General features: G+C 60.5%; 23 protein-coding genes and 1 tRNA gene. 13 read left to right on the forward strand and 11 right to left on the reverse strand.

Annotated elements, in window-relative coordinates:
* Positions 1-357: 357 nt before the first annotated feature.
* The 6 genes from QMN23_RS12585 to QMN23_RS12610 are packed head-to-tail and all read right to left on the reverse strand — an operon-like array spanning position 358 to position 5,796.
* On the reverse strand, positions 358-906 hold the full coding sequence (locus tag QMN23_RS12585; protein ID WP_281999675.1) for a DUF4124 domain-containing protein: 549 nt from the start codon (positions 904-906) through the stop codon (positions 358-360).
* A 45-nt stretch (positions 907-951) separates the two neighbouring features.
* Complete coding sequence (locus tag QMN23_RS12590; RefSeq protein ID WP_281999676.1) at positions 952-1,296, reverse strand: histidine triad nucleotide-binding protein; 345 nt, start codon at positions 1,294-1,296, stop codon at positions 952-954.
* On the reverse strand, positions 1,274-3,442 hold the full coding sequence (locus tag QMN23_RS12595) for an ATP-binding protein (protein ID WP_281999677.1): 2,169 nt from the start codon (positions 3,440-3,442) through the stop codon (positions 1,274-1,276). Before QMN23_RS12595 ends, QMN23_RS12590 begins: the two co-directional genes overlap by 23 nt.
* Positions 3,442-4,572, reverse strand: a complete 1,131-nt coding sequence (locus tag QMN23_RS12600; protein ID WP_281999678.1) for a metallophosphoesterase family protein — start codon at positions 4,570-4,572, stop codon at positions 3,442-3,444. The genes QMN23_RS12595 and QMN23_RS12600 overlap by 1 nt, the downstream gene beginning before the upstream one ends.
* A 27-nt stretch (positions 4,573-4,599) precedes the next feature.
* Entirely contained in the window at positions 4,600-5,394 is a 795-nt protein-coding gene (locus QMN23_RS12605) for a TlyA family RNA methyltransferase (RefSeq protein ID WP_281999679.1), read from the reverse strand.
* A 6-nt stretch (positions 5,395-5,400) separates the two neighbouring features.
* Entirely contained in the window at positions 5,401-5,796 is a 396-nt protein-coding gene (locus QMN23_RS12610; protein WP_281999680.1) for a helix-turn-helix domain-containing protein, read from the reverse strand.
* A 209-nt stretch (positions 5,797-6,005) separates the two neighbouring features.
* Here QMN23_RS12610 and QMN23_RS12615 point away from each other — a divergent pair, with 209 nt between their 5' ends.
* The 4 genes from QMN23_RS12615 to bioA all read left to right on the forward strand — a co-directional run bounded on the left by QMN23_RS12615 (position 6,006) and on the right by bioA (position 8,615).
* A complete protein-coding gene (locus QMN23_RS12615; RefSeq protein ID WP_281999681.1) occupies positions 6,006-6,338 on the forward strand; it encodes a hypothetical protein in 333 nt (110 codons plus the stop codon).
* The gene (locus tag QMN23_RS12620) at positions 6,335-6,739 is read left to right on the forward strand and encodes a response regulator (protein WP_281999682.1); all 405 of its coding nucleotides are present in this window, start codon (positions 6,335-6,337) and stop codon (positions 6,737-6,739) included. Before QMN23_RS12615 ends, QMN23_RS12620 begins: the two co-directional genes overlap by 4 nt.
* A gap of 151 nt (positions 6,740-6,890) precedes the next feature.
* Positions 6,891-6,977 (forward strand) — tRNA-Leu (locus QMN23_RS12625).
* Positions 6,978-7,334: 357 nt separating this feature from the next.
* Positions 7,335-8,615 carry an adenosylmethionine--8-amino-7-oxononanoate transaminase gene (gene bioA / locus QMN23_RS12630; protein WP_281999683.1) on the forward strand — a complete coding sequence of 427 codons (1,281 nt, stop codon included), beginning with the start codon at positions 7,335-7,337 and terminating at the stop codon, positions 8,613-8,615.
* 39 nt (positions 8,616-8,654) lie between these two features.
* Here the strand turns inward: bioA and QMN23_RS12635 are convergent, their stop codons facing one another.
* On the reverse strand, positions 8,655-8,825 hold the full coding sequence (locus QMN23_RS12635; protein ID WP_281999684.1) for a hypothetical protein: 171 nt from the start codon (positions 8,823-8,825) through the stop codon (positions 8,655-8,657).
* Positions 8,826-8,913: 88 nt separating this feature from the next.
* Here QMN23_RS12635 and QMN23_RS12640 point away from each other — a divergent pair, with 88 nt between their 5' ends.
* The 6 genes from QMN23_RS12640 to QMN23_RS12665 all read left to right on the forward strand — a co-directional run bounded on the left by QMN23_RS12640 (position 8,914) and on the right by QMN23_RS12665 (position 12,231).
* Entirely contained in the window at positions 8,914-9,228 is a 315-nt protein-coding gene (locus QMN23_RS12640) for an ArsR/SmtB family transcription factor (protein ID WP_281999685.1), read from the forward strand.
* A 78-nt stretch (positions 9,229-9,306) separates the two neighbouring features.
* The gene (locus QMN23_RS12645; protein WP_281999686.1) at positions 9,307-10,254 is read left to right on the forward strand and encodes a permease; all 948 of its coding nucleotides are present in this window, start codon (positions 9,307-9,309) and stop codon (positions 10,252-10,254) included.
* Between the two features lie 32 nt (positions 10,255-10,286).
* Positions 10,287-10,745 carry a DNA-binding protein gene (locus QMN23_RS12650; RefSeq protein WP_281999687.1) on the forward strand — a complete coding sequence of 153 codons (459 nt, stop codon included), beginning with the start codon at positions 10,287-10,289 and terminating at the stop codon, positions 10,743-10,745.
* A gap of 147 nt (positions 10,746-10,892) precedes the next feature.
* A complete protein-coding gene (locus QMN23_RS12655) occupies positions 10,893-11,126 on the forward strand; it encodes a thioredoxin family protein (RefSeq protein ID WP_281999688.1) in 234 nt (77 codons plus the stop codon).
* A gap of 38 nt (positions 11,127-11,164) precedes the next feature.
* Positions 11,165-11,548 (forward strand): thioredoxin family protein, encoded by a 384-nt coding sequence (locus QMN23_RS12660; protein ID WP_281999689.1) that lies wholly within the window; start codon positions 11,165-11,167, stop codon positions 11,546-11,548.
* Positions 11,545-12,231: a cytochrome c biogenesis CcdA family protein gene (locus tag QMN23_RS12665; protein WP_281999690.1), complete on the forward strand. Its 687-nt coding sequence runs from the start codon at positions 11,545-11,547 to the stop codon at positions 12,229-12,231. The genes QMN23_RS12660 and QMN23_RS12665 overlap by 4 nt, the downstream gene beginning before the upstream one ends.
* Positions 12,232-12,251: 20 nt before the next feature.
* Here the strand turns inward: QMN23_RS12665 and QMN23_RS12670 are convergent, their stop codons facing one another.
* From QMN23_RS12670 to dnaE, 4 genes are all read right to left on the reverse strand, one after another.
* Positions 12,252-12,416, reverse strand: coding sequence for a hypothetical protein (locus QMN23_RS12670; protein WP_281999691.1), 165 nt, complete (start codon positions 12,414-12,416; stop codon positions 12,252-12,254).
* Positions 12,417-12,675: 259 nt separating this feature from the next.
* The gene (locus QMN23_RS12675; RefSeq protein ID WP_281999692.1) at positions 12,676-13,431 is read right to left on the reverse strand and encodes a pseudouridine synthase; all 756 of its coding nucleotides are present in this window, start codon (positions 13,429-13,431) and stop codon (positions 12,676-12,678) included.
* A 90-nt stretch (positions 13,432-13,521) separates the two neighbouring features.
* A complete protein-coding gene (locus tag QMN23_RS12680) occupies positions 13,522-14,478 on the reverse strand; it encodes an acetyl-CoA carboxylase carboxyltransferase subunit alpha (protein WP_281999693.1) in 957 nt (318 codons plus the stop codon).
* A 94-nt stretch (positions 14,479-14,572) separates the two neighbouring features.
* On the reverse strand, positions 14,573-18,043 hold the full coding sequence (gene dnaE / locus QMN23_RS12685) for a DNA polymerase III subunit alpha (protein ID WP_281999694.1): 3,471 nt from the start codon (positions 18,041-18,043) through the stop codon (positions 14,573-14,575).
* A gap of 279 nt (positions 18,044-18,322) precedes the next feature.
* On the opposite strand from dnaE, the gene QMN23_RS12690 reads away from it, so the two are divergent.
* The 3 genes from QMN23_RS12690 to QMN23_RS12700 all read left to right on the forward strand — a co-directional run bounded on the left by QMN23_RS12690 (position 18,323) and on the right by QMN23_RS12700 (position 21,662).
* Positions 18,323-19,051 carry a BON domain-containing protein gene (locus QMN23_RS12690; protein WP_281999695.1) on the forward strand — a complete coding sequence of 243 codons (729 nt, stop codon included), beginning with the start codon at positions 18,323-18,325 and terminating at the stop codon, positions 19,049-19,051.
* A 3-nt stretch (positions 19,052-19,054) separates the two neighbouring features.
* On the forward strand, positions 19,055-20,161 hold the full coding sequence (gene corA, locus QMN23_RS12695; RefSeq protein ID WP_281999696.1) for a magnesium/cobalt transporter CorA: 1,107 nt from the start codon (positions 19,055-19,057) through the stop codon (positions 20,159-20,161).
* A gap of 112 nt (positions 20,162-20,273) precedes the next feature.
* The gene (locus QMN23_RS12700) at positions 20,274-21,662 is read left to right on the forward strand and encodes a TatD family hydrolase (RefSeq protein ID WP_281999697.1); all 1,389 of its coding nucleotides are present in this window, start codon (positions 20,274-20,276) and stop codon (positions 21,660-21,662) included.
* The last annotated feature ends 58 nt before the right edge of the window (positions 21,663-21,720 follow it).

Raw genomic sequence — 21,720 nt, forward strand, 5'->3', positions numbered from 1 at the left:
AGCTAACCGTTATCAATAAACGGAAGCCTGATGCGATCTCTCGAAGGATGATTGGACAAAAGGTCAGAGGTCCAGCGGTAATACGGTTTCCTGGAGCAACCTTATAATTGACGTACAGGGAATGTCGCACAGTGCGTACAGTCATTCCGTCAGGCGCGTCACAACCGCCGCAAAAAGGGGGACTTCAAAGTGATTGATCGTCCGTCCGGTCGCCAAAGAGCGGACGACACGGCAACACGGCACTTCCCACCGACGGAACTGCAAAAGCATCCCGCTGTACGTCAATTACCACAGAAAAAGCCCGGAGATTTACTCTTCCGGGCTTTTTCCTTTCACAGACCAAACCAAGGTTAATCGTTACTTCCACACCTCAGGCGGCACGCCGGCACGCCGCGCAGTCTCTTCCAGAGCAGCCAGTTTTTCTTTCAAGGAGGCAACTTTTTCATCGAGTCGTTTCATCCCCAGCTGGAGGCCGAGGTATTCCGCCCGGCTCAGATTGTCTGGATTAGCCAGTCTGGCTTTACGATCGGATATTTCATCTTCATAGGACTTGATCTCGGCCCGAATTTTTTCGAATTCCGTCCGCCAGGTATCCTCGTCTTTGCCGCCGTACAGTTCTTTCTTCTTTTCGACCGCTTGCTTGGAGGCCGCCGGACTATTTCCGACCGGTTCAGCCACCGCCGGTTTTTTCTCCTCAGCTTTTCCTTCGCCGGATGTTTCAATCACCTCAGGAGCCACTGTGCCCTGATCGGGAATGACCTTCACCCTTTTCCGGTACTTTGCGGGAATTTTGCTGAAATCCTCGGTAAAATTCACCGTCCCCCGCTCGTCAACCCAACGATAGATATCGGCAAACGCCGGCACGGCAATCAACAGTACGAGTAATGCAATCAAATAACGAATCATGATGTCCCCCGTAACAGATGGTAGATCCCGCCCGAAAACACCCTGTTATCCAGGCGGCCAGCCGAGATGGCGGCCGGCCAGCAGATGAAAATGAATGTGAAATACCGACTGTCCTGCATCGGCATTGGTATTCTGTACTAAACGGAAGCCGCTCTCGGCCACCCCCCGCTGCCGGGCAATGGCCGCCGCTGCCCGGAAAACCCGGCCGACCAGCGCATCGTCACCACTCTCGAGGTCAAGGGCGTTGACGATATGTTTGCGTGGAATGAGCAGCAGATGGACCGGTGCTACCGGATTGATATCCTCGATGGCAACGAGGTCTTCGTTCTCGTAGACTTTTTTTGCCGGAATAGTGCCATCGACAATTTTACAAAAGATGCAACTGTCCATCCTGCTTTCCTTTCTGGTCAAGTCTGATTTTGTGCCATTGGTCGGCCCCCCGGAGGCGCAGGTACCGCTCGTCATGGACGAAAAGAATCACCTGGTGTTCACGGGAGCCGAGACTGAGTGCCGTCAGGGCGGCAGTTTTCCGCTCGTCATCGAAATTTACCAGAGGGTCGTCGAGAAGAAAAGGCAATTTTCGCCCCCGGGAAAGGATCGACCCGAGAGCCAGCCGCGCAGCAAGATACCCCTGATCCCGCACGCCGCAGCTGTAATGTTCTACCGGCCGTCCCCCTCCATCCGCACCGATGGTCAGGTTGAACCGGTCGTCAAGGGCCGCGTCCCGATACCTGCCGGCGGTAAGATTGTACAGCTTGCCGTTGATTTCCCCATTCAGCCGGGCCAGATAGGTGGCCCGATACTCGTCGAGGGTCTCCCGCAATACTTCCACGGCCAGTTGCAGGGCACCGATCCGGCGGACCAGGCGCACCTCCCGATTCTTGAGTTCTTCCCCTTCGTCCTCGATAGCTTCAAGGTCGATCCGTTTCTGGGCAAGGATCGCCAGCTGCTGTTCCTGAAGCTGACATGACCGCTCCTGCTCGCGGACCTCCCCCTCCAAACGGCGCATCTTCTCTTCGGCCGCAACGAACTCCTCGTGGCTGATGACCGGGAACCCTTTCCCCGCCACTTCTGCCGCCGTGGCCCGGACTATGGCCAGCTCCCGGGCCACTTCGCCAATCCGGCCCAACGCCTCTTCATGAGTCGGGAGGACCGCCAGGGCACCCGTCACCGAGGCAAGCTCGCTCCTGGCCGCGGCGACGTGCGCCAAGGCGGCAAGAAGTTCACGGGCATTGTCAGGGGCCGCCACACCAGCGCGGGCCGATAGTTCGGCGGCAACGTGCGCCACCGTGGTCCGCAGTCGCCCGACCTCCGTCGCCAAGCCATCAGCATGCCCCTGGCGGCGCAAAGCGGCCGCTTCCAGCCGGCGCCGGTCTCGTCCCGCTCTCAATCCGTAACCCACCGTCAGCACGAGGGCTGTTATCGCCAGCGCATAGCCGGCGGCAGGCAGGAGAAACCAGCCCATGATCGCGCCAAGCCAGCAGCCGAGCAGGACCAGCAGGAACGGGGTAACCAGCCGCGGCGCCGCCGGTGCCGGACCGAGCGCTGCCAGTGCCTCCTCGGCCCGGTCGAGGCGCTCGACGTCGGCCAGATACGCCTCAACGGTCCGGACATCATCATCGGTCAGCTCACTTGCCGGGCCGAGTGCCGCAAGACGGGCGACAATGGCCTCTTTACGCGCCAAAAGCGTCTCAAGCTTCGTCCGTTCCGTCTCCAGCCGGTCATATCCCCTTTTCAGCTGCTCTTCCTGCGCCGTCGCTTCGAGATAGATCTTCACCCGCTGCAGGTACTTCGCCCCTTTGTCCAGATCGGCCCGGCCGGCGGCAACAGCGGAGCGGAGTTCGCCCACGGCCGATTCCAGCGTGGCAATTTCCGCCAAGACCCGGCTCCCCTCACGCCAGGCAGTCGCCAATTCGGCAATCCGCGTCCGGACCAGTTCCAGCTCCCGATCCTTCGCCCGCCCCCCCGGGCGGCGAGTCAACTCGTAAAGCTCCTTTTCCAGGCTGTCGACCACCGCATCGTAATCCAGCTCCGCATAGCCGGAGAGAAGCTGTTTGATCCTGGTGGCAAGGCCATGGTCTTCCTCGATTTTCAGATCCTGCTGGCCGACATGGATCGAATTGCGAAAGATATCTCCCTCGGCAAACCCCCAGATTTCTTCGATCTTGGCCAGATACTCCTCACGTTCGCTGCTGCGGCCGGCCGGCGAAACCTTCCCCTCGAACCGCCAGAGCGCTTCTCCGTCCCGACGCTCCACCGCCCGGACCCGGTCAGTCAGGAAGTCACGCCAGATAGTCATCTCCCGGCCGTCGTAGACGAAGCTGACCTGAGCCTCGCACCGCTCGCCGCCGTCCCAGGGGACGTACCGCTCTTTATCCCGCCGGATGCCGAAGATGGTCCCGGCAATGGCCGCCAGAATTGTCGACTTGCCGGCTTCGTTCCGGCCGTAGACCAGGTTCATCCCCGGCTGGAAAACTAAGTCCGCCCCGCGGAACCGGCCGAATGCCGGCAGATGCAGGCCGCTGATCCAGAGCATCAGGCGCCCCCCCCACGACCGAAACGGCCGATGACCAGTTTCAGCGCCTCGCGGCAGAGCTCGCGCTCGACGGCGGAATCGGCCCGCTCGAACCGTTCGTGCACCTTGCGGATGAACAGGCCGCGGATCGAATCTTCCCGCTCCAGTCGCTTCACCTGGCTGCTGTCGTAAAGATCGGTTTCATCGAGCAGTTCCAGCCAGGCAAACCGCCCCTGCAATCGCCCGGCAAGATTGGCAAGATCGAGCGGCTCTTCCACTGCCCCGGTGAGATGGATCCGGGCAATAAGGTCCGGAAACGAAAGCCGGGCCAATTCACTTTCCAGCGCTGCCAGCTCGGCAAAGAGCGAAGCGTCGACGGTCAGTTCCTGCAGAACGCGGCTCTGCACTTCCACCCGCTCGGCAACCGCCTGTCCCTCCCCAACTTCAACCACAAGCACATGGCGCGGCCCGTTTTCGCCAAACTTCTTCCCTTCGGGCGATCCGGAATAACAGGCGATCGTCCGACCTTCCACTTCCAGACAGGCGCAATTGTGATAATGGCCGAGGGCCAGGTAGTCAAGCCCCAGGCCAGTCAGGTCGGCAAGCGAAAAAGGGATATCCTTTTTCCGCAGGTCCCATTCCGGATTGCCGGTCAGGGAACCATGAAGAAGCCCGACATGAATGCCACCCCCCTCCCGCCGCCGTAGCGACGCCAAAGCTGCCGCGGAACGGTCGGAGCGGAAAGCAAAGCCGTAGAACCAGACCGGCACCCCCCTGATTTCGAGCCGTACCGGCGCCGAAACCTCCGCCTCCGCCAGCAGGGTAACGCCGGGGAAGGTAAAGCGGGAATAGACATTCTCGGCGAAGACCACATTGTCATGGGTCCCGGGAATGAGAACAATCCGGATGCCGCGCCCCTCAAGCCGGGAGAAGCCTTCCTGTACCCGGCCGACGGTTTCGGCGTCCGGATTGTAACTGTCGAACAGGTCGCCGGCGATCAGCAGACAGTCCACTTCTCGCTTGATCGCCAGATTGACGATCCGGTCGAACGTCCGCAGGAAATCGAGGCGCCGGTCGCGCGCCAGTTCGCCGAAGTTGCGCAGCGGCGACCCGAGATGGAGATCGGCAGTATGGAGGAAGCGGATACTCATGACGACGGTTGACAGTTCCTTTCGAATTTACGGAACCGGGGCGCCGGCGAGCGGCACATCGGCCGGCTTGCGGAGGCAGATCAGAAACTCCCGGTTCCCTTTCGGGCCGAGGATCGGTGACTCGGTCACCCCCAGCACCGTCAGACCGAGACTTCCCGCCAGATGCGTAATCGCGGCGATCACCTCGCGATGTTTGCTTTCGTCGCGCACCACCCCCCCCTTCCCCACTTCCCCCTTCCCCACCTCGAACTGCGGTTTGATCAGGGCGACGATCAGACCGCCGGGGCGCACCAGTTGCAGCGTCGGCGGCAGCACCTTGTCGAGGGAGATGAAGGAGGCGTCGATCACCGCCAACTCGGGCAGTTCGCCCAGCGTACCCGGGTCGAGGTAGCGGATATTGGTCTTTTCCAGGTTGACGACCCGTGGGTCCTGGCGCAGCTTCCAGGCCAACTGGCCATAGCCCACATCAACGGCAAAGACCTTGCGGGCTCCCCGTTGCAGCAGGCAATCGGTAAAGCCTCCCGTGGAGGCGCCGACATCGATCGCTACCATCCCGGCCGGGTCGAGGGCAAACTCGTCCAGCGCCCGTGCCAGTTTCAGGCCGCCACGACTGACATAGGGGATATCTTCCCCCTTCAGCCGGATTTCGGCGGTAACGGCAACCGGCATCCCGGCCTTGTCCGCCAGGTGATCGTCAACCACTACCTGGCCGGCCATGATCAGCGCCCGGGCCCGTTCACGCGACTGGGCAAGGCCGCGGTCGACCAGTAACTTATCAAGCCGTTCGCGCCCTTTCGATGGAGGTGAAGAAGGTTGGTTCATAGAAACTTATTCGTAAGAAGGTCCATCTTCAGCGGCTAGGGGAAGCTCTTCGGCAGGGAGGGAATGGCCCATCTTTCGGGCAGCCTTCCGCTGCCGATTGAGGACCCGCACAATTTCGACGAGGAGCGGGAGATCTGCGGGATCGAGCAGACGCAGTTCTTTCTGCAGCTCTTCCTCCTTACCGCTGGATGCCGGGCGGAGAGAGCTGGTCGCGGCTGCGGCTGGGGGGAAAAAAGAACCGACCGGCACGGCGAGCGCATCCCCAAGGGCAATGAGAATCTTGAGCGACGGCAACTGCTCGCCGCGTTCGATCTTCCCGATGTACGTATAATCAAGACCGCCGCTCACCCGGGCAGCCAGCTCCTTCTGGGTAAGTCCGCGTTCGGTTCTCAACTTTTTCAATGCACGTCCGACATCGCTTTGCAACCGCCCCCCCTGTGACCTGCCGCTTTTTGCCGATAGTACGCCATTTTGCTGCCTGGCTGGTAGTTTGATATACCCTCTTTCCCACGTAACTGTCAACGTGATTTGAAATATGCCCTGCTGGCATATTTTCTTTTGACAATGATAATTATTTATCCTATCGTCTAAACGATTGCAGTGAGGCTCTTGTGGATAAACTCAGAATTATCAAAGGTCTGAACAAGATCAGCCACAGGCTGTCGGATAACGAACTCAGACTGTACCTGCTAATGCTTGCCGCAGCAGCCGACGACTACTGCGGCACAATTCTGCACAGCATCATTGGCGAATCCGTTCCGTTTTTCATCGTTCCGGGACACCTTGCAGCGGCCTGTAGCCGACTGCAGGACCTGGGCCTCATCGAGACCAACCTGCTGCAACAGGGGAACTGGATCACCTACCGGATACTCGTGCCGACTCCGACAGCACCCGAAGCGAGCGCGCCGACTGACCAGGATACGATTTCAGGAGAAAATCCATGACCACAGAACACGCAACAGTCAACCGCATCGATACGGAGGGGAAAAGCACCGCCATCCTCGTAGTCGACGACGAACCCGACATCCTCTTTTTTGTAGTCCATGCGCTTCAATGCATGGGGATGACCGTCGCCTGCGCCGGGAATGGCGAGCAGGCCCTGTCATTGCTTGCAACACGCCCTTTTGCCGTCATGCTCACCGACCTCAACATGCCGGGGATGAACGGACTCGAACTGGCCCGTCAAGCCCGCGGTCTCCAGCCACTATTGACGATTATCCTGGGCACCGGCCACCTCTCGCGGGGGATACACGAACAAGCGGCACAGGCCGGAATCAGTGAAGTCATCGGCAAACCATTCGAAATTGAAACCATCTTTCGGCTCATCTGCAAGGCATTGGCATGATGGCAATCAGATTCACCAGACGGTGATCAAAACGGTATGGAATGTTCCGCACCACAAATGAGGCCGATCTGCTGGATAGATACAATTTCCGGGACCGCCGAAAAAAACCTTGCAATCGATACGCATCAGTGCTATCTATTCAAGACCCGATGCCGAAGTGGTGGAATTGGTAGACACGCTAGATTCAGGTTCTAGTGGGGGTTCCCCCGTGCTGGTTCGAGTCCAGTCTTCGGCACCACAAAAACAAGGGGTTAGCAGCTGCGGCGGCTAACCCCTTTCCGTTTTGTCCAAACTAATTCGAACCATTTATCCGAACAGCAAAATCTCGCCGTCAATCAACTGGAACTGCTGATAAGTCCCGCAGTTATAGCAAATAGTGTTTCATCGATCAGCCACGGCAAACGCGCCACAGCCACATCGGCGGAACCAGCGCATCACGGGGATGCATCCTTAGCGATAAAGCCCTTTCATGGAATGAAAGACGGCACTCAAGCGCCACGCCGCCAAGCGAAAAGCGATGCGGGAGAGCAGAATAACCGCCACCGAGCGCCCTTACGCGTTACGTCCAGCTTCACGGCATCTGCGGAGTTGTTTTGTGACTACGGAACAAGAGCTTCTTGATTTTGACAGAACACACCTCTGGCACCCCTACACTTCAGCCACTAAAGCCCTGAAGTGCTATCCGGTGGCAATGGCCGAGGGAATCTACCTTGAATTACTGGACGGGCGGCGCCTGATTGACGGCATGTCGAGTTGGTGGTCTGCCATTCACGGTTACAACAACCCGGCGATCAATGCGGCCATGACCGCCCAGATCAATCGCATGTCCCACGTTATGTTCGGCGGGCTGACTCACCGCCCGGCCATTGACTTGGCGCGCCTGCTGATCAAGATCGTGCCGGCCGGCCTGGAGCATGTCTTTTTCAGCGATTCCGGGTCGGTGGCCGTAGAAGTTGCCATGAAGATGGCACTTCAGTACTGGCATTCTCGCTCGTGCACCACTAAACACATGTTTGTCACCATTCGCAACGGGTATCACGGCGACACCTGGCATGCGATGTCCGTTTCCGACCCCGACACGGGCATGCACGCCATTTTCAACAAGAACCTTGCAAAGCAGTACTTTTTGCCCGCACCACGTTCCGGCTTCCACGAGGCGTTTGACGAGACGGAAATCAGCGAGGTCGAGGCGTTTCTGCAGCAAAACCACGGCAACATCGCGGCGTTCATCCTCGAACCGATTGTCCAGGGCGCTGGCGGCATGCGCTTTTACCATCCCGACTACCTGAAACATATACGCAGGCTCTGCACAAAATACGACATCCTGCTCATCGCCGATGAGATCGCGACCGGCTTTGGCCGAAGCGGGAAGCTTTTTGCATGCGAACACGCCGGCATCTCTCCGGACATCATCTGCGTGGGAAAAGCACTCACAGGGGGGTATCTCACCCTCGCCGCCACGTTATGCACCAAAGACGTGGCCTATACCATTTCAAACGGTTTTCCCGGTGTATTCATGCACGGCCCCACCTTCATGGCTAACCCTCTGGCATGTGCCACGGCATTGGCAAGCTGCGAACTTCTTCTGAACAGTCCGTGGCAAGAGAGCGTCCTAGGTATCGAGAAAACCTTGAAGGAGAGACTGCTGCCGCTGCAAAGCGTCGAGTCGGTGGCGGAAGTCCGGGTGCTGGGAGCTATCGGCGTGGTGGAAATGAAGGAGCCGGTGGATATGGAGCAAATCCAGCAACGCTTTGTCGACCAGGGAATCTGGTTGCGACCGTTCGGCAAACTGGTTTATACCATGCCGCCGTTCGTCATCTCGCCCGATGAGCTGAATACGCTCTGCAACGGGATATGTAACGTTATCTGCCCCTAATTGTCCCTAATAACCATCTTGTTCGCGGGTACCAATGTGTTAACCGAGCGAAACAGAAAATTGCCGTACACCGCCCCAAATACGCCACACCATAAATCTCATCAACTGCCCATCCGGGTATCCTGGTGCGAGCTTTTCACTCACCACCAGTGTTGCCAGCACGACTGGCGATCTCCTTAGCTTGACCAGCTGCAGCATCACCGTACTCATTGATCGAGCGCCTTGGCGGAATATATTCAGGTTGACGAAGCGGTCCGGAGAGTGTATGAGTATATAATCATACGATATGAGGCAAGCCATGAGCGATCACGCAATCTATCGAGCAGAGATTCTTAAGGCGCTGGCCCAGCCAACCAGACTCAAGATAATCGATTTCCTGCGGCACGGCGAACGGTGCGTCTGCGAAATCTTTCCCGCCATCGGCGAAGAACAATCCAACACCTCCCGTCATCTCAATCTGATGCAGGCAAGCGGCATCCTCAGCCGCCGCAAGGATGGCCTGAAGATCTACTATGGAATAAAGCACCCCGAGGTCCTCGAGATCGTTGCCCTGACCGAACGGATTCTGGCCCAGGAGATTACGGGACGGCAGCGACTGCTCAAGGTTGGATGAGCGGCGGCACATCGAATCGCAGGCGGAGTTGTCCGCCCGATCCCATGACTGAACAATCACGTAATCATGGAGTAGTTCATGCTGAAAGATTTCGCCGATTATCTGACATTCAATCTATTTCGTCTCACCCCAGGCAGCAGGTCGGGAGAAGCGCTCGACTTCTTTATCTATGATACGATCAAGATTTTCCTGCTGCTGGTCACGATCATTTTCGTCGTGGCCGTCATCCGCGCCTCGTTCCCGCCGGAAAGAACCAAACGCATCCTCTCCCACCGCCGCGAATATCTTGGCAACGGGCTCGCAGCGCTGTTGGGAATCGTCACCCCTTTCTGTTCATGTTCGGCCGTACCGCTTTTTATCGGCTTCGTTGAATCCGGCGTGCCGCTGGGTGTTACCTTTTCCTTTCTCATCTCGTCACCGATGGTCAACGAGGTCGCCCTGATCATGCTTTGGGGGCTTTTTGGCTGGCGCATTGCCTTGATATACATCGGCACGGGGCTCCTGGTTGCCATTATCGCGGGGATTGCTATCGGCCGGCTGAAGATGGAGCGGTACGTCCAGGATTACGTCTGGGAAATGCAGGTGGGTAACGGGGAAATCGGCAACCAGACTTTCCGGGAGAAACTCGTCTACGCGCGGACATACACCGGCGAACTGCTGCGAAAAATCTGGCCCTATGTGGTGATCGGCGTCGGCATCGGCGGATTCATCCATGGTTACGCCCCTGCCGACTTTCTTCTGCAGTATGCCGGCCGCACCAATCCACTTGCCGTGCCGCTGGCGGTACTGATCGGCGTCCCGCTTTACGCGAATGCCGCCGGAGTGATCCCGATCGTTCATGCGTTGATGGAAAAAGGGATGGCGGTCGGTACCGTCCTCGCTTTCATGATGGCAGTGACCGCCCTCTCCTTTCCGGAGGCAGTGATTCTCAAGAATGTCCTCAAGACGCGCCTCCTGGTAACATTTTTCGCCATTGTCGCTGCCGCAATCGTCATGGTCGGCTATCTGTTCAACGCCATACTGTAACCCTACCAGCTCCCGGCGCAAGGAGGGAAACGATGAACGCAATGAAGAAAACAGGAGTTCTTGCCGCTCTTTTCTGCACCGTCGTCCTGGCTGCAACGGCTTTCGGCGCGCCCTGGCAAAACTGGCGGGGGAGCGGCGGCTGGGGCGCAAATGGCGCCTACCAGCGACTTTACAACCCCACTACAGTGGAAACTATTACCGGTATTGTGGAGGCCGTAGACAAAGTGACGCCGATGCGGGGGATGAATTATGGCGTCCACCTGGTAGTCAAGGCGGGAGATCAGGATGTTTCGGTTCATCTCGGCCCTGGCTGGTACATCGAGCGGCTCGACACGAAAATTGTCAAAGGGGATCAGGTGGAAATCAAGGGCTCGCGAATAATGGTCAAAGGGAAACCGGTGCTCATTGCCGCAGAGGTCAAAAAAGGAGAGTCGACCCTGAAACTTCGGGACGACAATGGAGTTCCCGTTTGGGCGGGTTGGCGACGATAGCAGGCGCGCGGGCAGCCCAGACCGCGCCGGGAGTGGCTGCCCGCGTACCAATATTCTCCAAGCCGGCAGACCGCCGGCGATACGCAGCATCTTGAACGTCCATCCGGCTGCCGGATGGAATACAACTATCCGACAAGGAGAACAGCGATGAAAATCGAAGTATTGGGGACCGGCTGCGCCAAATGCAAAACTCTCTATGACAACGTCCGGCAAGCGGTCGAAGAGAGCGGGATAAGCGCCGAGGTGGTGAAGGTGGAAGATATTCCTTCGATCATGAAATTCGGGGTAATGAGCACCCCCGCACTGGCGATCGACGGGCAGGTAAAATTCTCCGGTCGGGTCGCCACTGTCGCCGAGCTTGTCGGGATTCTTGGGCGATGATAGTACAGCGCTCACTTTTCCATCAGAAAGGACGATCCATGAGATCAGTGATCACCGCGCTCGCCGCCCTGCTGCTTACCACCGGCATCGCCCGGGCCGAACTTCCTGCCGCTTCGGCAGCGACCGTTCGCCAGGCGCTCAGCTCCGGCAAACCGGCCGTTATCGATCTGGGGGCCCGAACCTGTATTCCCTGCCGAAAGATGGCGCCAATTCTGGAGTCTCTAGCGAAGATGTACCGGGGACGGGCCAATATCCTGTTCATCGATGTCCACGAGGATCAGGAGGCAGCCCGGAACTTCCGGGTCCAGATGATCCCGACCCAGATATTCTTCGATTCACGGGGAAAAGAGGTGAAGCGGCACATCGGCTATCTGGAGCAACGTGAAATCGTGCAGGAACTGCAGCAATTGGGGGTCCGGTGACGCTTCTCGACAACATCGAACAGCTTGTCGCGGCATATCCGCTGCTTGCCTTCGGTGCCGTCTTTCTTGCCGGCGTCCTCTCATCGGCATCACCCTGCGTGTTGGTAACCGTCCCGCTGGTCATCGGTTTTGTCGGCGGTTATGCCGGCAGCGACCGGTTCAAGGCATTTCGCTATACCTGCGCCTTCGTCCTCGGCATCGCCCTGACCTTTACCGCCTTTGGCGCTGCGGCAGGGCTGCTCGGCACCATGTTCGGCACGCTGGGCGGCTGGTGGTATGGAGCCGCCGGCCTTGTCGCCATTGTTATGGGAATGCAGCTATTCGGGCTTTTCGAGCTTCGTTTGCCGATCCGGCGGGACTTTCGACCGAAGCAGGGGGGGCTGTTTGGTGCACTGCTACTCGGGCTTTTTTTCGGCGCCGTTTCTTCTCCCTGCGCCACCCCGGCGCTGGTGGTCATTCTCACTGTCGTCGCCGTCAAGGGTGAAGTTCTGTACGGCATCGGCCTGCTCTTCGCTTACGCTGTCGGCCATTGCCTGCTCCTGCTGCTGGCCGGGACCGCCACCGGTTTCGTCGAGTCGTTCGTAGCAGCGCGAAGGGCCCGGCAAGTCTCCGTCTGGTCGAAAAAAATCGCCGGCGTACTCATCGCCCTGGCAGGCGGCTATCTGGTCTGGGCCGCCTTCTGAACGAAAGGGCATCCAGCCGGCTAGTAGCGCACTACCGCCCCTTCGGGGTGGTCGGAGACGATCCAGTGATCGATCAACTCGTGACTGGAGGAAATCTGCGTCCCGAGTTGCCGGGCGCGGTATTCTTCCTCCGCGGTGACTGAAAAAAGGCAAAGTCCGTATCCGTCGTAGCAGTTCACAAACATGGTTCAACCTCCTTCAAAGACTGTTTGTTGACTGGCTGCCAAGCATTCGGTGACCTCACCCTCCTCCCTGCAAATCGCTTGCCACTATTTTAATGAGAAGCACAAATACCGGCCAAGATCGTGCAGGAAGCCACTCCACCGGCCTTCACTCCTCGATGACCGTGCAGCTTGTTGCCGGACGCTGCCGCAAAACCGGTAGCCGCCGCTCGAAAAAAGGGCAGAATGTCCCTCCCTTTCAACCGGGTCATTCTGCCCCATGTCAACGTCTGACCGGCCGGACCGGCCGGCCGCGCCCGTCCCCGCATGGCCGGACGAGCTCCGCCACTTCGGCGCCGGTCAGCAACCGAAACTCCCCCGGCTTGAGTTCTCCCAGCTTGAGAGCGCCGTACCGAATCCGCCGCAGCCGGACTACCGTCAGCCCCACCGCCTCGCACATCCGCCGCACCTGCCGGTAGCGTCCTTCGTGGATGGTAATCGACAGCCAGGTATTATTGTCGCTCTCCCGCTGGGAACGTACCTGGGCGGGGGCGGTCGGGCCGTCGTCGAGTTCGAGCCCGCCGGAAAGCCGCTGAAGCTGTTCGGGGTTCACCCGCCCCCGGACCCGGACCAGGTATTCCTTGTCGACTTCATGACGCGGGTGAGCCAGTCGGTTGGCCCACTCGCCATCGTTGGTCAACAGCAGCAGCCCTTCGGTATTGTAGTCGAGCCGGCCGACCGGAAACACCCGTGCCCCGACCCCCTTGAGGAGGTCGGTGACGATCGGCCGCCCCCCCGGATCCTTGAGGGTAGTGACATAACCGACCGGCTTGTTGAGCAGGATATAGTAACGGGTGCCGCCGACCGACACCGGCTTGCCGTCCAGGGTGATCCGGTCCTTGGCCGGATCGGCCTTGCTCCCCAGCTCGGTGACCACTTCCCCGTTGACCGCTACCCGCCCGGCACTGATCAGCCGCTCCGCTTCACGGCGCGACGCGACCCCCCCTTGGGAGAGAATTTTCTGCAATCGCTCTTCCATATCACCTCGAAAAAGAAGAAGGGCTAACAACCTTGAGGGACGAAATCCGCCCGGCCCGGCCGTTAGCCCTTCCCGATGCAATTCCCGCCGCTACTCGGCAAAGCGGGACATGGCGCGAAACTTGTTGTAGCGCTCCTCGACCAGCTGTTCCACCGGCAGCGCCCGCAACTCCTTGAGATGCCGGGACAGCGCCTCATGCAGCGACGCGGCCATCGCCTCGTGGTTGCGATGGGCGCCGCCGAGCGGCTCCTTGACGATGTCGTCGATGACGTTCAGTTCCTTGAGGTCCGGGGCGGTGAGCTTCAGCGCTTCGGCCGCCTGCTCCCCCTTGGTGCCGTCCGACCAGAGAATGGCCGCACATCCTTCGGGCGAGATAACCGCATAGATCGAATACTCGAGCATCAAGATCCGGTCGCCTACGGCAATGGCCAGCGCCCCGCCGGACCCCCCTTCGCCGGTGATAACGACGATGATCGGCACGGTCAGGCGGGCCATCTCCCGCAGGTTGCGAGCGATCGCTTCGGCCTGGCCCCGCTCTTCGGCACCAATGCCGGGGTAAGCACCGGGAGTATCGACGAAGGTGATGATCGGCAGCCGGAACCGCTCAGCCATCTCCATCAGCCGCAGCGCCTTACGGTACCCTTCCGGGTTGGGCATGCCGAAATTGCGGTAAACCTTTTCCTTGGTGTCCCGCCCCTTCTGGTGGCCGATGACCATCACCGGCTCGCCGTCGAGCTTGGCCAGGCCGCCGACGATGGCATGGTCATCGCCGAACTGACGGTCGCCGTGCAGCTCGGTGAATTCGGTAAAGATCAGCTTCAGATAGTCCAAGGTGAAGGGACGGTTGATGTGGCGGGCCACCTGGGTCATCTGCCAGCGGGAGAGATTGGCGAAGACCACTTCCCGCATCTGGTCCACCTTCTCTTCCAGCTTGGCGACCTCGGTGCTCAACGCTTCATTGTCGCCGGCGATGGCGGCCAGTTCCTGGATCTTCTTCTCCAGCTCCTCCACCGGTTTTTCAAAATCGAGAGAGTAGTGTGCAGCCATGTATCAAAGCTCCTTGTGCGAAAATTTCACTCCAGGTTGAGGTGCAGAACGGCGGACGGCGGACAGGGCTGCGAGACGGTACCGACGCTGCGCACTATTCGAACGAAACGGCATGATAGCCGAACAGATTTTTGACTTCCTGCGACAGTTCCTCGCTGGCGGCCACCCGGTAGGAGTCGGGCAGCGCGATGGTCGCCCGGCACTGGCTCGGGATATTAATGGTCAGCACCGGCCGGCAACTGCCGGGATGGCGGCCGATGATCTCCCGCAGGGTCAGCAGCTGCGACCGTTCGAGGCCGGTCCCGGAAAGGGCGAAGATCACCCGCTTGGTTTCCCGGGCGCAAACCTCCCGGAGCGGCACGACGTCGTTCGCCATGATCTTGATGCTCTTTTCCCCTCTGTCGAGGGTGCCGCTGACCAGCAGCGGATCGTCGGACTTGAGGAATTCGACGACCCGGGCATAGACGTCGGCAAAGACCACCACCTCCACGGAACCGACCAGGTCCTCCAGGGTGGCGAAGGCCATCCGGTCCCCTTTTTTGGTCATGATCTCCTTGAGACCGGCAACCACCCCGCAGAGCCTGATCTCGGCCTTGTCGGACAGCTCGTCCAGCGACGCCGTATCGGTGGAGGCAAAGCGCTTGATCTCCGACTCGTAGCGCCCGAGCGGATGGCCGGTAATAAAGAAGCCGAGCGCCTCCTTCTCCAGGTTGAGCAGCAGCTTGTCATCCCATTCGGGGATCTCGGGGAGCTGGTGCCCTCCCCTGCCGTTGCCGTTGCTCCGAACGATCTCCTCGGTGCCGAACAGCGACACCTGCGCGCTCTCCTTCTCCTGCTGTATCTTCTGGCCGATCGCCATGGCGTCCTCAAGGGCCGCCATCAGCTGGGCCCGCCGGCCGCCAGTGGAATCGAAGGCGCCGCACTTGATCAGCGACTCGACCACCCGTTTGTTGACCTTGCGCAGATCGACCCGCTCGCAGAAGTCGAACATCTCCTTGAACGGTCCGTCGCCGCGGGCCTCGATGATCGCCTCGATGGCCGATTCGCCGACATTCTTGACCGCCCCGAGACCGAAGCGGATCGAGTTGCCGAGGACCCGGAACGACAGGTCGGAGGCATTGATGTCGGGCGGCAGGACCTCGATCCCCATCTCCCGGCAGTCGGCGATGTTCTTGACCACCTTGTCGCTGTTCCCCATGTCCTCGGTGAGGAGTGCCGCCAGGAACTCCACCGGATAGTGGGCCTTCAGGTAGGCGGTCTGGTAGGCGACCAGGGCGTAGGCGGCCGAATGGGACTTGTTGAAGCCGTACTCGGCAAACTTGGCCATCAGGTCGAAGATCGCTCCGGCCTTCTGCAGGTCGATCCGGTTCTTTTCGGCGCCGGCCATGAAGATGTCGCGCTGCTTGGCCATCTCCGCCGGATCCTTTTTCCCCATGGCGCGGCGGAGCAGGTCGGCGCCGCCGAGGGAGTAGCCGGCCAGGGTCCGGGCGATCTGCATGACCTGTTCCTGGTAGACGATGACCCCGTAGGTATCCTTGAGGATCGGCTCCAGCTGTGGCAGGTCGTAGACCACCTTTTTCCGGCCGTGCTTGCGGTCGATGAAGTCGTCGACCATCCCGGAGCCGAGCGGCCCCGGCCGGTAGAGGGCGCAGACGGCGATGATATCCTCAAAGCAGGAGGGCTTGAGCTTGGTGAGCAGTTCCTTCATCCCCGACGATTCGAGCTGGAAGACCCCGGTGGTGTTCCCCGCCTGGAGCAGCTTGTAGCTCTCCTCGTCGTCGTCGCGCAGGGCGGCGATGTCGAAGTTCGGGTCTTTGCCGACGCGGATCAGCCGGACGGCGTTGTGAATGACGGTCAGGTTCTTCAGCCCGAGGAAGTCGAACTTGACCAGGCCGATCTTCTCGACGTACTTCATCGAGTACTGGGTAGTGAGCGAGCCGCTCTTCTGGTCCTTGTAGACCGGACAGAACTCTTCGAGCACGTCGGGGGCCACCACCACCCCGGCGGCATGGGTGGAGGCGTGGCGCGCCAGGCCTTCGAGACAGATGGCGATGTCGAGCAGCTCCTTGACCCGCGGCTCGGCGTTAGCCAGCTCCGTCAGCTTCGGTTCCTGCTGAAGGGCCTTTTCCAGGGAGATGCCGAGCACCTCCGGCACCAGTTTGGCGATCTTGTCGACGTCGCCGTAGGCCATATCGAGCGCCCGACCGACGTCGCGGATCACCGCCCGGGCCGACATGGTCCCGAAAGTGATGATCTGGCAGACCTTGTCGCGGCCGTAGCGCTCGGTGACATACTGGATCACCTCCTCGCGCCGGTCCTGGCAGAAGTCGACGTCGATATCGGGCATCGAGATCCGTTCCGGGTTGAGGAAGCGTTCGAAGAGGAGGTTGTAGGGGAGCGGATCGAGGTCGGTGATCCGGATGGCGTAGGCGACCAGCGAACCGGCCGCCGAACCGCGGCCCGGCCCGACCGGGATGCCGTGGTCCTTGGCCCAGTTGATGAAGTCGGCGACGATCAGGAAGTAACCGGGGAACCCCATCTGCTTGATGCAGTCGAGCTCGATCCGCAACCGGGCGAAGTACGCCTGCTCCTGCTCCGGAGTCAGATCGGGATTCTTGGCGCGGATGGCGATGAGCCGCGACTGCAGCCCCTGATGGGCCTCGGCTTCCAGGACCTCGTCGAGGGTCTTCCCCTCGGGCGGCTCGTGGCGGGGGAAGTGGTAGGTCTTCAGGTCGAGTTCGAGGTTGCACCGCTCGGCGATCTCCAGGGTGTTGGTGATCGCCTCGGGGGCGTAATGGAAAGCGGCGGCCATCTCCGCCGGGCTCTTGAAGTAGAACTCGTCGGCGGAAAAGCGCATCCGGTTCGGATCGTTCATCGTCTTGCCGGTCTGGATGCAGAGCAGTACCTCGTGGGCCCGGGCATCCTCCCGGTTCAGATAGTGGCAGTCGTTGGTGGCGACCAGCGGCAGCCCCAGTTCCCGCGCCACCGTCAGCAGCCCCTGGTTGGCCTTGTCCTGTTCCGGCAGGGTATTTTCCTGGAGCTCGAGATAGTACCGGCCGGGGAAGGTTTCAGCGTACCAGCGGGCGACCGCCAGCGCCTCCTCCATCTTTCCGCGCTCGCAGAGATAGGCCACTTCCCCCTTGAGACAGGCGGAAAGACAGATCAGCCCCTCGGCATATTCGGCGAGGATCTCCTTGTCGATCCGCGGCCGCCGGTAGAAACCGTCCTTGTAGCCGGCCGAGACGAGCCGGGAGAGGTTCTTGTAGCCGGTCAGGTTTTCGCAGAGGAGGATCAGGTGGTAGCTGGAGGTACCGTCGTGGGTAGAGGGCGGATTCTTGTCGAAACGGGAACCGGGGGCAACGTAGACCTCGGAGCCGATGATCGGCTTGATTCCCTTGTCACGGCACTTGAGATAGAATTCGAGGGCGCCGAACATGCAGCCGTGGTCGGTGATCGCCACCGCCGGCATCTCATAATCCTTGGCCTTCTTGATCAGATCGCCGAGGCGGATGGCACCGTCCAGCAGCGAGTACTGCGTATGGAGATGGAGATGGACAAAGCTCATGGCGTACAATCCGTTCGAATATTCCGGGAAAGGGGGACGGTTACAGCGGCAGACCCTGACAAAGAAGGGAGCTCCCGGCCCGGCAACTCCCTTTTATTTTCGCTAAAAAATTTTATGAATTATGCCACGAAAGCAGTAAAGCTGTCAACAATCCGCGCCACGCTCCCCCGCTTCGGCGGGCCGGCACTTGAACGGCCGCCGTTGCCCATTATAATCAGAAGGGATGACGTTTCGCCCCGGTAAAGCCCACGTAAAAAATTACTGGCAAGGAGGCAGGCGATGGACGGCAAGAGCAATGAGATCCTGAAAGAAATCGGCGCGGCCCTGGAGCGGGAGCCGCGAATCAATCTCCACCGCAATCCGCTCCGGCTGACCCTCGACGAAGGAATCCTGACCATGGAGGGCGAGGTGGCGGAGATCGCGGCGAAAAAGCTGGCCCTGGAGCTGGCGGCAGCGGTGCCGGGGGTGGCCGGGATCGCCGACCGGCTGCGCATCCCGCCCGCCGAGGCGATGGAGGATGGGGAGATTCGCGACCATATCGGCGATGCCTTCATCCAGGAACCGGCCTTTGCCGACTACGCCGTTCGAGCCTGGATCTTCGGCCGGCTGGCAGCAATACGGGAACCGCCGCGGCCGCCGGCCGGCGACCTTGAAGTGGAGGTGGCCGACGGCGTAGTCACCCTCAACGGCCGGGTCGGCAGCATCTCCCACAAGCGGTTGGCCGGAGTGCTCGCCTGGTGGGTGCCGGGGAGCCGCGACGTCGTCAACGGCCTGGAGGTCTCGCCGCCGGAAGAAGACACCGACGACGAAGTGATCGACGCCGTGCGGCTCGTCCTGGAAAAGGACCCCTTCGTCAACGCCGCCCAGATCCGGGTGAGCTGCCGCAACCGGATCGTCACCCTGGACGGGGCGGTGCCATACCCCCGGGAGCTGGAGATGGCCGAAGCGGACAGCTGGTATGTCTTCGGCGTCGACCGGGTCATCAACCGGCTGGAGGTCAGCGCATAAACGATGAAAAAGAGCCGCCAGTCCACCAGTCAGACGAATCCCGACCCGAGCCGGCCGGGCCGAAAGCGGTCGGCAAAGGCCGGAATGCCCCCCGGCACCCTGGTCCACATCGGCGAACGGAGCGACCGGGAGATCAAGATCTCGGTCATCGACTACGGTCCCACCAGCTATGAAGAAAAAGAGATCGCCGCCCTCAATGAATGCTTCTATTTCATGGACGCCACAACCAGCAGCTGGATCGACATGGCCGGGCTCCACGAGATCGAACTGGTCCGCAAACTCGGCGACTGCCAGGGGATTCACCCACTGGTCCTGGAAGATATCCTCAACACCGAGCAGCGGCCGAAAGCCGAGGATTTCGGCGACTACCTCTTCATCGTCCTGAAGATGCTCCGTCTCGGAGAGAACGCCGAGATCGCCACCGAGCAGGTCAGCCTGATTCTCGGCAAGAACTTCGTCATTTCGTTCCGCGAAGGACTCGCCGCCGACCCCTTCGCGCCGATCCGCGAGCGGTTGCGGGACGGGAAGGGACGTATCCGGGCCCTGGGGGCGGACTATCTGGTCTACTCGCTGATCGACGCCATCGTCGACAACTATTTCGTGGTGCTGGAAACCCTCGGCGAGCAGATCGACGACCTGGAGGCGGAGGTTGTCGCCAATCCGGGGCGGGGGACCCAACAACAGATCCACCGGCTCAAACGGAGCATGATCTTCCTCCGCAAGGCGGTCTGGCCGCTCCGGGAGGTGATCGGCAGCCTGGAGCGCCACGACTCCCGTCTCATTCGCCCGGCCACCGTCGTCTATTTCCGGGACGTCTACGACCATACCGTCCAGGTCATCGACACCATCGAAACCTTCCGCGACATGCTCTCCGGGATGCTCGACGTCTACCTCTCCAGTATCAGCAACCGGACCAACGAAGTCATGAAAGTGCTGACCGTCATCGCGACGATCTTCATGCCGCTGACCTTCATTGCCGGGCTCTACGGGATGAACTTCAAGTACATGCCGGAGCTGGACTGGCGCTGGGCCTACCCGGCAGTGCTGATCCTGATGGCGCTGATCAGTGTCGGCATGCTGATCTATTTCAAACGGAAGAAATGGCTCTGAGCCCCGTACACGTCCCCCTTGCCAGGAGAAAATGGTTCATGATACCTTCAGAAGAGGACCGCGCCCCGGCGAACCACCCGCGGCGCGGAAGATACCCTGTCAAGGAAAGCACATGACCAGCCACGGTTTTCTCATCGACACCCACGCCCACATCGACGGCCTCGAATTCGCCGCCGATTTCGACCAAATGCTCGCCCGGGCCGCGGCAGCCGGCCTCTCCCAGATCGTCACCGTCGGCGCCGACCTTGAATCGAGCCGCGCCGCCGTCGAGCTGGCCGGACGTCACGAACATATCTACGCCGCCGTCGGCATCCACCCCCACGACGCCGCCCGGGTCACCGACCGTTGCTACGACGTGATCCGCGAACTGGCCACGGTCAATCCGAAGGTCGTGGCGATCGGCGAGATCGGCCTCGATTTCTACCGCGACCGCGCCCCCCGCGACCTCCAGGAAGAGGTCTTCCGCCGCTTTATCCGCCTGGCCCGGGAAGTGGCGCTGCCGATCATCGTCCATGACCGGGACGCCCACGAACGGGTGATGACGATCCTCCGCGAAGAAGGGGCAGCCGAAGTCGGCGGAGTGCTCCACTGCTTTTCCGGCGACCTGGCCATGGCACGGGAGTGCGTCGAACTCGGCTTCTACCTCTCCGTCCCCGGCACCGTCACCTACCCCTCCAACGAACAGTTGCGGGAAGTGGTGCGGGGGATCAGAACCGAACACCTGCTGGTGGAAACCGACTGCCCTTACCTGTCGCCGGTTCCCCACCGGGGGAAGCGGAACGAGCCGGCCTACGTCCGCCTTACCGCCGCTAAGGTAGCGGAGTTGAAAGGACTGTCGGTGGAAGACGTGGGGCGGATCACCTCGCTCAACGCCCGGCGACTGTTCGGCATCGATACCGGCGGCGAAGCGACCCGGATCGCCTACCGGATCAGAAACTCCCTCTACCTGAACATCACCAACCGCTGTTCGAACCGCTGCTCGTTCTGCGCGAAATTCAGCGATTTCACCGTCAAGGGGCACAACCTCCGCCTGGAGCATGAACCATCCGCCGCCGAAGTGCTGGCGGCGATCGGCGATCCGGGACCGATCGACGAAGTGGTCTTTTGCGGCTACGGCGAACCGATGCTCCGTCTCGATCTGATCAAGGAGGTTGCGGGTGTGCTGAAACAGCGCGGCTACCGGATTCGGATCAATACCGACGGTCAGGCGAACCTGGTCTATGACCGCAACGTCCTCCCGGAACTGACCGGACTGATCGACTGCATTTCGGTCAGCCTCAACACCCCCAACGCCGCCAGCTATGCCGAGCTTTGCCACACCCCCTTCGGCATTGCCGGCTTTGCTGGCGTTTGCAATTTCCTCACCGAAGCGAAAAAGTGCATCCCCCAGGTGATTGCCACCGCCGTTACCGTCCCCGGCATCGATATCGCGGCGGTTCGGCGCGTTGCCGAATCGCTCGGCGTCGAATTCCGCGAACGGGAATACGCCGAAGTCGGCTAACCGGCCTGCCGCGCCCCGGCAGCCGGTTCGGCCGCCGGGGCGCTATCCCGTGCGCGCT

Origin of the sequence: Geotalea uraniireducens (assembly GCF_027943965.1) — a bacterium.
In the GTDB taxonomy this organism is placed as follows: domain Bacteria; phylum Desulfobacterota; class Desulfuromonadia; order Geobacterales; family Geobacteraceae; genus Geobacter; species Geobacter uraniireducens.

Bases quoted from the DNA above. Each gene is read 5' to 3' on its own strand.
- dnaE (WP_281999694.1), bottom strand. From the start codon at position 18,043: ATGAGCTTTGTCCATCTCCATCTCCATACGCAGTACTCGCTGCTGGAC.
- QMN23_RS12700 (WP_281999697.1), top strand. From the start codon at position 20,274: ATGACCAGCCACGGTTTTCTCATCGACACCCACGCCCACATCGACGGC.
- QMN23_RS12690 (WP_281999695.1), top strand. From the start codon at position 18,323: ATGGACGGCAAGAGCAATGAGATCCTGAAAGAAATCGGCGCGGCCCTG.
- QMN23_RS12650 (WP_281999687.1), top strand. From the start codon at position 10,287: ATGAACGCAATGAAGAAAACAGGAGTTCTTGCCGCTCTTTTCTGCACC.
- QMN23_RS12635 (WP_281999684.1), bottom strand. From the start codon at position 8,825: ATGAGTACGGTGATGCTGCAGCTGGTCAAGCTAAGGAGATCGCCAGTC.
- QMN23_RS12640 (WP_281999685.1), top strand. From the start codon at position 8,914: ATGAGCGATCACGCAATCTATCGAGCAGAGATTCTTAAGGCGCTGGCC.
- QMN23_RS12675 (WP_281999692.1), bottom strand. From the start codon at position 13,431: ATGGAAGAGCGATTGCAGAAAATTCTCTCCCAAGGGGGGGTCGCGTCG.
- QMN23_RS12645 (WP_281999686.1), top strand. From the start codon at position 9,307: ATGCTGAAAGATTTCGCCGATTATCTGACATTCAATCTATTTCGTCTC.
- QMN23_RS12600 (WP_281999678.1), bottom strand. From the start codon at position 4,572: ATGAGTATCCGCTTCCTCCATACTGCCGATCTCCATCTCGGGTCGCCG.
- QMN23_RS12670 (WP_281999691.1), bottom strand. From the start codon at position 12,416: ATGTTTGTGAACTGCTACGACGGATACGGACTTTGCCTTTTTTCAGTC.
- QMN23_RS12605 (WP_281999679.1), bottom strand. From the start codon at position 5,394: ATGAACCAACCTTCTTCACCTCCATCGAAAGGGCGCGAACGGCTTGAT.
- QMN23_RS12585 (WP_281999675.1), bottom strand. From the start codon at position 906: ATGATTCGTTATTTGATTGCATTACTCGTACTGTTGATTGCCGTGCCG.
- corA (WP_281999696.1), top strand. From the start codon at position 19,055: ATGAAAAAGAGCCGCCAGTCCACCAGTCAGACGAATCCCGACCCGAGC.
- QMN23_RS12655 (WP_281999688.1), top strand. From the start codon at position 10,893: ATGAAAATCGAAGTATTGGGGACCGGCTGCGCCAAATGCAAAACTCTC.
- QMN23_RS12660 (WP_281999689.1), top strand. From the start codon at position 11,165: ATGAGATCAGTGATCACCGCGCTCGCCGCCCTGCTGCTTACCACCGGC.
- QMN23_RS12590 (WP_281999676.1), bottom strand. From the start codon at position 1,296: ATGGACAGTTGCATCTTTTGTAAAATTGTCGATGGCACTATTCCGGCA.
- QMN23_RS12595 (WP_281999677.1), bottom strand. From the start codon at position 3,442: ATGCTCTGGATCAGCGGCCTGCATCTGCCGGCATTCGGCCGGTTCCGC.
- QMN23_RS12620 (WP_281999682.1), top strand. From the start codon at position 6,335: ATGACCACAGAACACGCAACAGTCAACCGCATCGATACGGAGGGGAAA.
- QMN23_RS12680 (WP_281999693.1), bottom strand. From the start codon at position 14,478: ATGGCTGCACACTACTCTCTCGATTTTGAAAAACCGGTGGAGGAGCTG.